This window comes from Roseateles chitinivorans (assembly GCF_050632145.1).
GTDB classification, from domain to species: Bacteria; Pseudomonadota; Gammaproteobacteria; order Burkholderiales; family Burkholderiaceae_C; genus Roseateles; species Roseateles chitinivorans_B.
Map to the genome: position 1 here is coordinate 3,089,868 of NZ_CP192577.1, position 13,557 is coordinate 3,103,424.

Annotated in this window: 10 protein-coding genes; 4 read left to right on the forward strand and 6 right to left on the reverse strand. The window is 70.6% G+C overall.

What is annotated here, in order from left to right; genetic code table 11:
* The first annotated feature begins 121 nt into the window (after window positions 1–121).
* From ACQ86G_RS14290 to ACQ86G_RS14300, 3 genes are all read left to right on the forward strand, one after another.
* Window positions 122–1,234: a hypothetical protein gene (locus ACQ86G_RS14290; RefSeq protein WP_431261154.1), complete on the forward strand. Its 1,113-nt coding sequence runs from the start codon at window positions 122–124 to the stop codon at window positions 1,232–1,234.
* Window positions 1,235–1,435: 201 nt separating this feature from the next.
* Window positions 1,436–2,737, forward strand: coding sequence for a DUF445 domain-containing protein (locus tag ACQ86G_RS14295; RefSeq protein WP_431261155.1), 1,302 nt, complete (start codon window positions 1,436–1,438; stop codon window positions 2,735–2,737).
* A gap of 136 nt (window positions 2,738–2,873) precedes the next feature.
* Window positions 2,874–3,389: a DUF1697 domain-containing protein gene (locus ACQ86G_RS14300; RefSeq protein ID WP_431261156.1), complete on the forward strand. Its 516-nt coding sequence runs from the start codon at window positions 2,874–2,876 to the stop codon at window positions 3,387–3,389.
* Window positions 3,390–3,468: 79 nt separating this feature from the next.
* Here the strand turns inward: ACQ86G_RS14300 and ACQ86G_RS14305 are convergent, their stop codons facing one another.
* The 4 genes from ACQ86G_RS14305 to ACQ86G_RS14320 all read right to left on the reverse strand — a co-directional run bounded on the left by ACQ86G_RS14305 (window position 3,469) and on the right by ACQ86G_RS14320 (window position 8,702).
* Window positions 3,469–4,059 (reverse strand): hypothetical protein, encoded by a 591-nt coding sequence (locus ACQ86G_RS14305; RefSeq protein ID WP_431261157.1) that lies wholly within the window; start codon window positions 4,057–4,059, stop codon window positions 3,469–3,471.
* 127 nt (window positions 4,060–4,186) lie between these two features.
* Window positions 4,187–6,199: a diguanylate cyclase domain-containing protein gene (locus ACQ86G_RS14310; RefSeq protein WP_431261400.1), complete on the reverse strand. Its 2,013-nt coding sequence runs from the start codon at window positions 6,197–6,199 to the stop codon at window positions 4,187–4,189.
* The gene (locus ACQ86G_RS14315; RefSeq protein WP_431261158.1) at window positions 6,115–8,322 is read right to left on the reverse strand and encodes a putative bifunctional diguanylate cyclase/phosphodiesterase; all 2,208 of its coding nucleotides are present in this window, start codon (window positions 8,320–8,322) and stop codon (window positions 6,115–6,117) included. The genes ACQ86G_RS14310 and ACQ86G_RS14315 overlap by 85 nt, the downstream gene beginning before the upstream one ends.
* Window positions 8,319–8,702, reverse strand: a complete 384-nt coding sequence (locus tag ACQ86G_RS14320) for an Hpt domain-containing protein (protein WP_431261159.1) — start codon at window positions 8,700–8,702, stop codon at window positions 8,319–8,321. The genes ACQ86G_RS14315 and ACQ86G_RS14320 overlap by 4 nt, the downstream gene beginning before the upstream one ends.
* Before the next feature lie 329 nt (window positions 8,703–9,031).
* On the opposite strand from ACQ86G_RS14320, the gene ACQ86G_RS14325 reads away from it, so the two are divergent.
* Window positions 9,032–10,678, forward strand: coding sequence for a sensor histidine kinase (locus ACQ86G_RS14325; RefSeq protein ID WP_431261160.1), 1,647 nt, complete (start codon window positions 9,032–9,034; stop codon window positions 10,676–10,678).
* Between the two features lie 51 nt (window positions 10,679–10,729).
* Here the strand turns inward: ACQ86G_RS14325 and ACQ86G_RS14330 are convergent, their stop codons facing one another.
* Both ACQ86G_RS14330 and ACQ86G_RS14335 read right to left on the reverse strand, forming a co-directional pair.
* Window positions 10,730–11,356 (reverse strand): response regulator, encoded by a 627-nt coding sequence (locus ACQ86G_RS14330; protein ID WP_431261161.1) that lies wholly within the window; start codon window positions 11,354–11,356, stop codon window positions 10,730–10,732.
* Window positions 11,357–11,581: 225 nt separating this feature from the next.
* Window positions 11,582–13,369, reverse strand: coding sequence for a sensor histidine kinase (locus tag ACQ86G_RS14335; RefSeq protein ID WP_431261162.1), 1,788 nt, complete (start codon window positions 13,367–13,369; stop codon window positions 11,582–11,584).
* Window positions 13,370–13,557: the final 188 nt, after the last annotated feature.

Consider the following 13,557-nt stretch of genomic DNA (forward strand, 5'->3'; position numbering starts at 1 on the left):
CTGTAAAGCGGACTGACATATCCTCCCGCCGCTTCGTGCGACCGCGCCGAGCCAGCCGTCGTGCTCTTGCAATGAGCGCGCGCTGCCCTTCAAGACAAGAACTGACGACCCGGGAGGGGTGATGATTCGATCCATGGCGCGTGTGGCCCGCGCGATGTCCAGGGGCCTGACCGTTTCTGCGCTGGCCCTGGCGCTCGCCGCGTGCGGCGGCGGCGGAAGCGACGCCGCGCCCGAACTCAGCATCGGCGAACTCAGCCCCGGCTCGATCGCCGTCGCCATGGGCGACGGCGCCCAAGCGAAGCTTCCGGAGTTCACGCTCAGCGCCAGCTTCTCCGGCACGCCCGGCAGCGACACCGTCTACGTGATCGTGGACGACCCCGACCGGCTCGTTGTCGGAGCGGCGCCGGCCCTCACGGGCAACCGCGCCTCCTTGACGCTGTCGGTCGGCAACAGCGCGGGTCCCGGCCGCTACACGCAGCCCGTCGTCATCAAGGTGTGCAAGGACGCCGCCTGCACGCAGCAGTACGCCGGGTCCCCGCAGACCGTGCGCAAGGACGTCCAGATCGACACCCTGGCGGTCAGCGCCACCACGCTGAACTTCTCGGCACCCGTGGGCGCGGGCGGGCCGGCGCAGGACCTCGCCGTGACCTTGCCGGCGGGCAAGACCTACAGCCTCTTCATGTCGCTCGTCGAGCACCGGGACCCGCGAGGCGGGACATTCCGGGCGACCAATGAGGTGTTCTCCTTCAAGAACACGCCCACCGGCATGCAGATCAAGCCGCTGGGCGGCTGGGCCGGCACCTACACCGCCACGCTCGGACTGTCTTCGCCCGGCTTCAAGGACAAGGTCGTGACCCTCAGCTACGAGGTCGCGGGCGCCAGCGTGCAAGCCCTGACCCTGCTGACCCCGACCCTGGAAGTCTCCAGCGCCGGCGGCGACTCCCTGCTGGCGAGCGTCGATGTGCTGATGCCCATCCAGAGCGTCTTGAACATCACCCGGATCGGCAGTCCCGCCCCGGACTGGTTGCAGGGCTATGACGTGGTCCCGTTCACTTCCGGCGACGGACCCGCCAACAATGCGCGGCACGTGCGGTTCCGGTTCAATCGCTGCGGCCTGGTCGGATTCCCCTCGTGCCTGGCAAGCGGCACCTACAACGCGACGATCCGCATCGACGCCGTCGCCTACGGCCACACCTGGACATATTCCGTCCCGGTCATCTACACGGTGCCTTGAGCTTTCGCCAATAGCGATCCTTCCGCCGAACGACCCCCGGGGAAGGTCTTCGGCCAGGCGTTCCGCCACGCCATGGCATCCGTCTTGACTCCGACGCGCTGAGGGGCGGGAAGCGGCACGGACTGGTGATACAAGCTCACCATCGTCCCGCCCGCCCGGTCGGCGGGTGCCCCAGGCACCGAAACTGCCGCCCCGTCGCCGATGCCGCTGATCTCCTCACCGAGTCCTTCCGACCCTCGCGCCGTCGACCTGCGCCGCATGAAGCGGGTCGCGCTGGGCTGCCTGCTGGCGTCGCTGGCCGGCCTGCTCGTCAGCCTCGTCATGGGCGCCCAGGGCCCGTGGGCCTGGCTGAAGGCCTTCTGCGAGGCCGCCGCCATCGGCGGCCTGGCCGACTGGTTCGCCGTCGTCGCGCTGTTCCGCCATCCGCTGGGCCTGCCGATCCCGCACACCGCGCTCATCCCGCAGGGCAAGCACCGCATCGCCGACAGCCTGGCCGAGTTCGTCCGCGACAACTTCCTCCACCCCGAGGTCCTGCTCGAGAAGCTGCAGGTCCTCAACCCCGCCGAGCGCCTCGGCCAGTGGCTGCGCGAGCCCGTCAACCTTGCGCAGGTGACCGGCTCCGTCCGCACGATGGCCGTCGAGGCGCTCTCGCTGCTCAACGAGCAGGCCGTGCGCCGCGCCATCGGCGAGTTCCTCGTCGCCCGCGCGCTGTCCTGGAACGCCACCGGCACGGCCGCCTCGGTCCTGGACGTGCTGACCAAGTCCGGCCGCCACCAGGACGTGCTCGACGGCGCGTTGTCCAAGCTGCGCGACTACCTGGCCACGCCGGAGGTGCGGGCGCTCGTCGCGGCGCGGCTGGTGAAGTTCGCCAGCACCCAGTGGCCGAAGGCGATCAAGCTCGTGGACACCATCGCCAACGTCGACAAGATGGCCGACAGCCTGTCCGACAAGCTGGCGCTGCAGCTGGTCGAGGAGGTGCAGACCGCGCTCGCGCAGCCCGACCACTCGGTGCGCCGCCAGTTCGATGCCTGGATCCTCGAATTCATCGAGCGCCTGCGCCAGGACCCCGCGTTCGCGAGCGATATCAACGCGATGAAGGACCGCGTCGTGCAGAGCGACGACGTGCGCGCCTACCTGGACGGCGTCTGGACGGAGGTCCGCGCCACCATCGAGCAGGACCTGCGCCGCGAGGACTCGGTGCTGATGCGGCATCTGGACCAGTCGCTGGCGGCGCTCGGCGACCGGCTGAGCCGCGATCCGGCGCTGGTGCAGGCGATCAACGAGCATGTGCTTTCCGCCGCGGGCCGCATGGTCGGCAGCATGCGCGAAGGCATCACGCGCCACATCGCGTCCACCGTCAAGGACTGGGACGACCGCAGCCTCGTGCGGCAGATCGAGCTCAGCGTCGGGCGCGACCTGCAGTTCATCCGGCTGAACGGGACGCTGGTGGGCGGCGTCATCGGGCTGTTGCTGTATGCGGTGACGATCCTGGCGCAGCGCTGAAGGTCGTTCCGCATCTGGCGCCGTCCGTGGTCGAATCGGCAACACCTGTTGCTCAATGGGCAACGACTGTTGTTGATTGAGCATCGGGCCAACGACCGTAGACTCCGCCGATCCTCAGCTCCTTCCGGATCTCGCCATGCCCCGTTACGTCGCCTTCCTCCGCGGGGTCAGCCCGATGAACGCCCGGATGCCGGACCTGATCCGCGCGTTCGAGGCCGCCGGCTTCACGCGGGTGAAAACGGTGATCTCCAGTGGCAACGTCGTCTTCGACCACCCCGGCGCGCCGGTCGACGAGCTCGAGCGCATCGCCGAGCAGGCGATGACCGACACGCTCGCCAAGGCCTTCGCCACCACCGTGCGGCCGGTCGAGCACCTCGGAAGGATCGTCGACGCCGACCACCACGCCGCCTTCCATCCGCCGGCCGCGGCCAAGCAGCTGATCACCTTCCTCAAGAGACCGCACGAGGGTCAGGTCGTGCTGCCGTTCGAAAGCGACGGCGCTGCAATCTGCAAGCTCGAGGGCGTCGAGGTCTACAGCCACTACCTGCCCAACGAGACGGGCCCGCTGTTCATGACGATGCTGGAGAAGACCTTCGGCAAGCAGATCACGACCCGCACCGTCGACACGGTGCGCAAGTGCATCAAGGCCTGAGGACGGGCCCGGGCCGCGCACGGAGAAAGCTCCTGGCGGCCCGTGACGGCGGCTCGCGACGGTGGCGCTCGACGAGGGGTCACGACAGCACGTTGTAGAGCCGCAGGATCCGCCACTGCTGCACCGCCAGCGCGACGACCACCAGCGCCCACTGGACGCGCCGGCTGGTGACCAGCGCGGCGACGCCGCACAGCACGATCGCGCCCGCGGTCTTCACGCCGTAGACGGTGCCCAGCTCCTGCAGGTGCGCCGTGCCCTTGAGCGCGCTGTCCGCGACGTCCAGCAGCAGCGTGAACGCCAGGATGCCGAAGAACCAGCGCCGCCGCGACTGGAAGTAGTCGCGGTAGCCGGCGTACTCGGCGATGTCGTCGGGGAAGAGGATCGCGCACAGCAGGTACAGCACCGCGCTGTAGCCGACCACGAACACGAACTGCAGGAAGTGCCACGGCCCCACGCGGCTCAGCGCGAACTCCCACCACCAGAAGTGGATGAGCGTCACCATCATGTAGAGCGCCCACAGCAGGTGGACGCCGTCGACCTTCAGCCGGCCCGGGTGCTGCACGAACTTCGCCAGCCCCGACAGCAGCCGCGCGATGGACAGGCTGACCACCATGCTCAGCACCATCCGGATGTGGATGAACTGGGTCGGATCGATCGCGGCGTGGTCCATCGCTCGGGCTCCTCAAGGGGCGCCGCCTCGCGGTGCGATCGACGGCGAATGGCTGAAGCACGACGGCGGACCTCAGGCCCGCCGTGTCAACGGTTCCGGGCGTCCCGCCCCGGACGCATCATGCGCCTCAGGCGACGCACGCCCGGTTCTTGCCGGTGCGCTTGGCCTCGTAGAGCGCCTCGTCCGCGCGGTCCAGCGCCTGCTCCATCGTCTCGTTGCCGCGGAACAGCGTCACGCCCGCCGAGAAGGTGACGAACACGTCGCGCCCCTCGTGCATGAACAGGCTGGCCGACAGCGAACGCTGCAGCCGCAGCAGCACCGCCTGTGCCTCCTCGAGCGGCGCTTCGGGCAGGATCAGCACGAACTCCTCGCCACCCCAGCGGCCGACCTTGTCGCCCGGCCGCAGCATGCCCGACACCCGCGCCGCCAGCGCCTTCAGCGCCTCGTCGCCGGCCGCGTGGCCGAGGTTGTCGTTGAGCTTCTTGAAGTTGTCGATGTCCAGCAGCGCCAGCGCCAGCGGCTTGGGATCGCGCTCGAGCTTCGCGCGTTCGGTCTCGAAGGTCGCGATCAGGCCGCGCCGGTTGGCGACCTGCGTCAGCTGGTCGGTCTGGACTTCGCTGGACAGGCGGCGCAGCTCACCTTCGAGCTGTTCGACGCGCCCGGCGAGCTGCGTCGCCCGGTCGTGTTCGTCGCGCAGCCGACCTTGCGTGTTCTGCACCAGCGACTGCACGCTGCGGCTTTCCTCAACCATCTCGCGCACGACGCCCGCCAGGCTCTCCAGCGAGTCGGCCTGCTCGATCACCGTGGCGTACTTGCCCACGCTGTCGCTGAAGCGGTCGGTGTGCTGGCCGAGCTCGCCCAGCTCCTGCAGCATCCGGTTGATCAGGCCCTTGAGCGCGTCGCGGGCGCGGCCGCGTTCCTCGCGCAGGCTCTGCTGGCGCTCGCGCGTGCCGTGCAGCAGCTCGCTGACCGAGCGTACGCTGCGCGCCGTCAGGCCCTGCGCCAGGGTCTGGTTCATCGCCTCGCACTGGCCCTGCGCCCAGGAGTCGTCCTCGGCCAGGTCAGCCAGGCTGCCGGTCAGCTCGCCACAGAGCTTGCCCAGCTCGGTGAAGGCGTGGTTGCGGTGGTCCAGCCAGCGTCGCGCGCGGATGCACAGCGCATCCATCTGTCCCGCGCGCTCGGGCGTCGCGCCGTCGCGGACCAGCTCCGCATGCGCCACGCCGAGTTCGTCGATCAGTTCCTGCGCCCGCGCGTCGTCCGAGCGCAGCGCGTGGCGCACGGTGCCGTTCAGGTGCGTGCCGACCTCGGGCCACGATTGCAGGCCCGGGCCCGCCTCGCCCATCAGCGTGTCGAGCGAGCCGTAACGCGCGGCGGCGGCGGCTGCTGCTGCCTCGGCTGGCGGCTGCGCGGCTTCTTCTTCGCTGAAGAACTGGCTCGGTGTTCCGGCGCGTTCGTCCTCGTCGTCCTCGATGCCGTCCAGTGGCGCCGGTTGCGTTTCCACGCGCGCGTCGCTGACGTCGGAATCCCAGCTCGCCACCAGCTGCTTCAGGCGCAGGGTCAGTCGTTGCGGGTCGCTGCGGTTGCTCTGCAGCACGCGCAGCACGCCGTCCTTCTTGCGCGCCAGCGTCCATTGCCGGCCGCCGCGTTCCAGGCCGCGCATCATCCGTTCGATCAGCTGCGCCAGCTGCTCCGCCTGGGCGCCGGGACCGTGCGTCTGCTGCAGCGCCTCCAGCGCGCGCTGGAGCTCGTCCCACTTGCCATCGCGCACCTGCATCGCGAAGCCCTGGCGCTGCTGCGGATCGGGCACCGCCAGACCGAGCAGCCGGGCGACGGAGCCCTGCGCGCGTTCGGGCAGCTGCGTGCCCGCGCCGCCGCGGGCGGGCTCGCCGGACTCCTGCGCATAGGCGCGGGCGTAGTTCTCGGGGGTGGGTTCCAGCTTGTCCAGCGCCAGCCGGCGCAGGGCCGCTTTTGCCAGGAGAGCGGGGGCTGCTGCGGCATCGGTCGGGACTCGGTGAATGCGGGGGAGGGCGCTGACGCTCGCGGCCGGGACCGGGCTCAGCGTGTCGGAAGGTCTTCGCCGGCGTCGGACGTCGGCAGGATCCAGGGGGCCTTGCGCGGCAGCACGGTCTGCGCGAGCCAGCGCTCCAGGTCGTCCGGCGGCAGCGGCTTGCTGAACAGGAAACCCTGCATCAGGCTGCAGTCCAGCCGTCTCAGGACTTCCATCTGCCGCAGCGTCTCGACACCTTCGGCGATGACCTGCAGGCCCAGCGAGCGTGCCAGCGCGATGATCGCGGTGACCACCGCCGAGCTCTGCGGCGTGATGCCCAGGTCGCGGACGAAGCTGCGGTCGATCTTCACTTCGGAGATCGGCAGCGTCGTCAGGTAGGCCAGCGACGAGTAGCCGGTGCCGAAGTCGTCGATCGAGATCTCGACGCCGACCTCGTTGAGCCGGTGCAGCGACGGGATCACGCTCTGCAGGTCCTTCATCAGGCCGGTCTCGGTGATCTCGAGCTGGATCGCGCGGTGCGGCACGCCCCACTGGCTGACGAACTGGTGGATGTGCTCGACCAGGTCCGAACGCTCGAACAGCCGGTTCGGCAGGTTCACCGCGATCGACTCGCTGAAGCCGAAATTCAGCTGCCAGACCTTGGCCTGGCGCGCGGCCTCGCGCAGCGCCCATTCGGACAGCGGCACGATCAGGCCGGTTTCCTCGGCCAGCGGGATGAATTCGCCCGGCGGCACCAGCGTGTTGCCGCGGCGCCAGCGCATCAGCGCCTCGGCGCCGACCATGCGGGCGGTGCGGACGTCGATCTTGGGCTGGTAGTGCAGCACCAGCTCGTCGCGCTCGATCGCCTTGTGCAGCGCCGACTCGAGCTCGAGCTTCTCGCGCCCGCGGCCCGCCAGCATCGGCGAATACAGCGCCGACGCGTTGCGGCCCTGGTTCTTGACCGCGTACATCGCGACGTCGGCGTTGCGCAGCAGGTCGGCCATCGTCAGGCCGTCGCGCGGGTAGAGCGAGATGCCCACCGACGCGGTCACGAAGCATTCCTGGCCGGCGATGAAGATCGGCTCGCGCAGCGCCTCCAGCACGCGCTCGGCGACGCGTTCGGCATCGCTCTCGTCGCCGACCTCGGGCAGCAGCGCGACGAACTCGTCGCCGCCCAGGCGGCCCACGGCCTCCAGCGTGCGGTGCGAGCGCGTGCCGACCGATTCCAGCATCCCTTCCATCACCTGGTCGCTGTGGCGCACGCAGGAGCGCAGGCGGCGGCCGACTTCCATCAGCAGGTCGTCGCCGGCGGCATGGCCCAGCGTGTCGTTGATGACCTTGAAGCGGTCCAGGTCGATCAGCAGCAGGCCGACCTCGTGGCCCATGCGGCGGCCGGCCTCGATGGCGCGCTCGGCGCGCCACATCAACTGGCGGCGGTTGGGCAGCCCGGTCAGCGCGTCGAAGTTGGCCAGCTCGCGGATGCGGTCCTCCGCCATGCGGCGGTCGGTCACGTCCTGGATGACGCCGGTGTAGCCGCAGGCGTTGCCGTGCTCGTTGAACTCGGGCTCGGCCTCGATGTGGATGACGCGCTTGCGGCCGTCCAGCAGCGTGAACGGCAGGTCGGTCACCAGCACCGAGTTGTGGGCGACGACGTCGCGCAGCAGCCGCATGAAGAGCAGGCGCTCCTCGCGCGGCACCATGCGCATCACGCCGATGAAGTCCAGCGGATCGATCGGCCCGCGGCCGAAGACGCGCAGCGCCTCGTTGGCAAGCTTGAAGCCGTGGCCGGTCTGCCACTCGAAGCTGCCCATGCGGGCCAGGTCTTGCGCGCGGGCCAGCTTGGACTTGCTGCGCTCGAGTTCCTGGCGCGTGCGCGAGCTGCGCAGCATGTAGCGCAGCCGGCCGGCCAGCAGCCGCCACTGGGTGGACTTGACGAAGAAATCGGTCGCGCCGGCCTGGTAGGCGCGGTTGATGGAGGCCTCGTCGTCGAGGCCGGTCAGCATCAGGATGGGGGCGTTCTCGAAACCGGGCATGGCGCGCAGCCGCTCGCAGGTCTCGAAGCCGTCGAGCTCCGGCATCAGCGCGTCCAGCACGATGAGTTCCGGCGTCCATTGCGTCACCAGCTGCAGCGCCTGCAGCCCGCCGCTCAGCGCGGTGACCTCGAAGCCGTGCTCCTGCAGCGCGGCCTCGCTCAGCATCAGGTTGACCGGGTCGTCGTCCACCAGCAGGACGCGCGGCCGCTCGATCAGTTCGCCTTCCTTCACGACGCGGCTCATCGTGCGGGTCGCACCAGTTGCTGCATGGCGAGGCGGGCGGCGGCGATGTCGTCCTGCACGGTCCCGATCAGGTCGGCCAGGCCGTCCTCGCGGCCGGAGCGGGCCAGGCCCTCGATCTCGGCGCAGCGCTGCGACAGCGCCGTGGCGCCCAGGCTGGCCGCGGCCGACTTCAGGGTGTGCGCCACGTGGCGCAGCGCGTTCAGGTCGCGCGGCGCGTCGCGGCCCGCCGCGAGCACCTGTTCCTGCTGGTCCAGCGATTTCAGGAAGGCGGCCACGACACGCTCCAGCAGATGGTTCACACCCTCCGGGTCCAGCTCGCGCAGACGGGCGAGGGCCTGGTCGTCCAGCACGGCGGGTTCGGGCTGCGTCCGGGAGGGCATGGTCGTGGCGTAGTCTGGTGACATCTTCTGATCATGGCGCCGCGGGTGGTTCCACGCGGAGTTGCAGACCATTGTCGTTCACCGCAAGGATGCGAGCGTGCGAAAAAGCAGTCAATTCTGGTGTTCTTGGAGACGCTGCTCGGGGTAAGTCCTGGGGTGGGTGTCGCATCCATGCCGCCTGAGGCGAAGCGCAGGGTCTCCCCCACCCGTGTTCGAGGTCCGGGGGCCAGCAGTTGCCTGCCTACAATGGTTCGCATGAACAGGTTGGGGAAGCCGCCGCGCGCCGTCGGCCATGGAAGGGAGCCGCGCTGGCCTTGGGGCTGGCGGTCGTGGTCCTGCTCCTGCTGCTGGCGCTCAACCTCGAGCCCAGCGGACCCGGCCTGGTGCTGACCGCCGTGATGGCGGGCGCCGCGCTGATGATCTTCGTGGCCGCGCTGACCTGGCACCTGGCGGTGCGGCTGGCGCGGGCGCAGTTCGGCGAGCTGCTGCGCGAGAGCCGCCAGCAGGCCCAATCGCTGACGCAGCTGCAGCCGGACTGGCTCTGGCAGACCGACGCCCAGCACCACCTGATCCGCTGGCAGGCGCCCCAGGGCGCGCCCGCGTCGAGCTGGGCCGGCACGGCGATGAACGGCGCGGTGACGCAGCGGTTGTGGGAGCGCTTCCAGCCGCTGTCCGACGCGAACGGGGCGTCGACGGAGGCACCGGTTCCGGACCTGCGCGGGCAGGTCGAACCCGGACAGAGCTTCGACCGTCTGCGGGTGGTCGATGGCCAGGGCCGTCGCTGGGAGCTGCGCGGACAGGCGACGACGGACGCGGCGGGTCGCTTCGCCGGTCATCTCGGCGCGGCGCGCGTGCTGGACGACACGCCGACGGCGGATTCGGACATGGTGCTTTCGGGCCCCACGGCCGGCACGGCGGCCACGTCGTCGACCGAATGGCTGCAGGCGCTGCCCGGCCCCGCGTGGCTGCTGAGCGATAACGCCGGCGCCGGCAACAGCGCTGGAGGCGCCGCGGCGGGCGGCACCGGCGCCGCCACGCGCCTGATCGATTTCAACGACGCCGCCGCGCAGATGATGGGCGGCTCGGAAGCGCGGGGCCAGCTCTGGCGCGCCTGCGAGGAGCGCCTGCCCGAGGAACTCCGCCAGGCCCTGGCGCAGCCCGACCTGCAGTCCGGCAGCGCCTGCGGCGCCTGGTGGCTGTGCCTGACGGCGCTGCCGCACGGCGGCGCCAGGCTGCTGAGCCTGTGGCCGCAGGGCGCGGTCGAGACCGTGCCGGCGGCGCTGGCCATGCAGGCGGCGGAGCAGGCGCGGGCGGACCAGGCCTCGTTCAGCTACACCGTGTCGCACGACCTGCGCGCCCCGCTGCGCGTGGTCGAGGGCTTCACCCGCATCCTCAAGGAAGACTACGGCCGGCTGCTGGATCGCGCCGGCAACGACCACCTGGACCGGGTGCTCGGCGCCTCGACGCGGATGCACAGCATGATCGACTCGCTGCTGGCGCTGTCGCACCTGTCGTCGCAGGCACTGCGGCACGAGACGGTCGACCTGTCGCTGCTGGCCTCGCAGGTCGTGGACGAGCTCCGCCGCGGCGCGCCGACCCGCGCGGTCGATGCGCAGGTGCAGTCGGGCCTGCGCGTGCAGGGCGATCCGACGCTGCTGCGCATGGTGCTGGAGAACCTGCTCGGCAACGCGTGGAAATACAGCGGCAAGCGCGACCACGCCGAGATCCGCTTCGAGTCCGAGCAGCGCCAGGGCGAACGGGTGTTCGTCGTCACCGACAACGGCGCGGGTTTCGACATGCGCTTCGCGGACCGCCTCTTCGGCGTGTTCCAGCGGTTGCACAGCGCGAGCGATTTCCAGGGCACCGGCGTGGGGCTCGCCTCGGCGCGGCGCATCGTGCGCCGGCATGGCGGCGACATCTGGGCCGAGTCCGAAGTCGGGCAGGGCGCCCGTTTCTACTTCACGCTGCCGAACTGACCGGCGCCGCTGTCGGCATCGGTGCCGTCGCGGCTCGAGCCGTTGGCGGGATCAGCTCCCGAGCGCCAGCTGCTCGACGGCCTCGACGATGCGTCGGGCCTGTTCCCCGGTCTCGATCGACTGCTCCGCGGCCATGCGTTCCAGGCGCGACAGCGCCTGCGCACGGGTCAGCGAGTAGCGGTGCATCAGCACGCCCAGCGCCATCGCCTCGACGACTTCGAGCGACGAGGTCGAATCGACGGCCGGCGCGGGCGGCGCCGCGACGGTGCGGGCAGGCCGGTTCGCGAAGGCGGCCTCGACGGCGGGGACGATCTGGTGGATGTCCAGCGGCTTGACCAGGTAGGCGAGCGCGCCCAGTTCCTTGACCTTGGCCACGGTGGCCTCGTCGGCGAAGGCCGACAGGAACATGAAGGGCAGTTGCAGGTAGTCGCGCAGGTAGCCGGCGACGTCGAAGCCGGTCATGCCTTCCATGCGGATGTCGAGCAGCGCCAGGTCGGGCCGGTGCTGCCGGGCGATGAGGATCGCATCGTCGCCGTTGTCGGCGTCGAGGACCTCGTAACCGGCCTGGGCGAGGCCGTGCGTCAGGGTGGCGAGCACCAGCCGGTCGTCGTCCACGACCAGGATGCGGCCCTTGCCGCTCGCGCCCACGTCCTTGCTCACGCCATCCAAGCTGCTCACGCTGCTCCCGAATCCAAGGCCATCAAGGCCATCAAGACCATCCAGGCCACCTCGACCACCAAGGCCAACCCCAATCGAAGGGGGACCCAGGATTGTCACCGAAATGCCGTGGGCGGGGCTGCCGGGGCCGGGCCCCGGTTTCGGGTGGTCACAAGTGACCCCGCGGGCTGCCCGTGCCCCGGTCGAGGCGTCGGTCCGGACTCGCCGCGAGGGCGCCCATCGCGGTCACAACGCCTCCAGCAACTGCACGCCGGGCGGCCACAGGCTGAGTTCGCAGACGACCTGATCGCCTTCCTGCGTGAGCCCGAGCAGCGCGCTGCGCCGCGGCAGCAGCGCGCGCACCAGGCCCAGGCCCGACACGCCACCCCGCACCTGCGCCAGATCGAAACCCGCCGGCAACTGCCCCTGGTTGATGATGCGCAGCACCACCTGCTCCGGGTCGAAGCGCAGTTCGCAGCGCACCGGCGTCTCGCCGCCGTGCTTCACCGCGTTGGTGAACAGCTCGTTGAGCGTCAGCGCGATCGGGATCGCCTCGGCTTCCGGCAGGCCCCAGCGGTGCGACTGCTCGGCCATCGTGCCGTCGATGTCGACCAGGATCTCGCGCCCGAACATGCGCTGCACCGAGCCCATCACCGCCTCGACCACCTTGCGCAGCCGCAGCGGTCCCGACATGCCCACCTGCAGCCCGTAGACCTGCGCGATCGCCTGGACCTGGCCGACGGCCTCGTTGATCACCGTGCGCACTTCCGGCCGCCGCGCCGCGATCTGCTGCAGCAGTCCGGCCACGCCCTGGAGGTTGTTCTTGATCCGGTGGTGCACCTCGCGCACCAGCAGCTCGCGCTGCGCGATCGCCGCCTCCAGGCGCGCCGCTTCCTGCGCGCGCTGTTGCGTGACGTCGGTGGCGACGAGCAGCAGCTGTTCCGGCTCCAGTTCGCCGCTGGCATCGTTGACGCCCGCCAGGTGCAGCAGCCGGGCGTCCCAGATCCGCGCCTGGCCGCGCACCGTCAGCGGGTACTCGCGCTGCAGCACCTCGCTGCTCTGCAGCGCGAACTCCATGTCCGAGCGGATCGTCTGCGCCTCGTCGCCGCTGCCGAAGAGCGCCTCCAGGCTTGCGCCCAGCAACTCCTCCTCCGGCCGGCCGGCCAGCGCGGCGGCGGCCTGGTTGATCTGGCGCACCTGCAGCGTGCGTGCGTCGTGCAGGCTGATGGCGATCGGCGCGGCCTCGATGATCCGGTGCAGCGAGGCCTGCGCCTGCTGGCTCTGCGCCTCGGCCTGGCGGCGGCGTTCGATGTCGAGCAGCGCGTAGGTCAGCTGGCGCGAGCTGTCCGGCCCCACCGTCGCCACCGCGTTGCCCACGACCCAGAACTCCCGTCCGTCGCGGGCGACCACGCGGCACTCGAAGGTCTCGGCCTGGCCCTCGGGCAGTTCGTCCAGGTATTGCGTCTGGCGGAACGGGTGGTCCGGCGCCTCGGTCGCGACACTGCTGATCGGCTGGCCGGCGAATTCCGGCAGGTCCCCGCCGAACATCCGTCGCGCCGAGCGGTTCATCCATTCGATGCCCTGCCGGCCGACCGTCACGATGCCGACCAGCACCGAATCGAGCACCGCGCGCTCGCGCTCGGTCTGCAGGTTCAGCGAATGCTGCAGCAGCTCGTTGCGCTCCTGCGCCTGATGGTGGTCGGTGATGTCGACGGTCAGCACCGAGGTCGTCTTCTGGCCCGAGGCCAGCTGGCCGATCTCGACCCGCGTCATCAACCAGCGCAGCCCGTGCTCGGGATGGCGGACCGCGTAACGCGCGACCGTCGACGTCGCCTGCTTCAGCGCCTGCTGGAGCTTCTCGTATTCGGCACGCGATTCGGGTTCGACCATGTCGCGGTTCACGCCCTGCAGCGCCGGCGCGGGTCGCATGCCGTCGTCGCCGGGGATGGGCGGTGGTGCCGGCACGCCGGTGCCCGGTCGCGACCAGCCGGCTTCCGCCTGGAAGGTCGCCAGGCCCACGCCGGCCGTGTCCATCAGCGTCTGCAGCCAGCTGCTGCGCGAGCTCCAGGTCCTGCTCCGCGCTGCGGTCCTCCAGCATCACCAGCGTCCGCGGCCGCGACCACGGGCCGCTCAGCCGGCGCGCGCGCACGCGGATCCAGCGCCGGCGGTCGCCCGGCGGCGCGAGCAGCGCGTTGCGATGGGTTTCCTGGCCCGACTCGGGC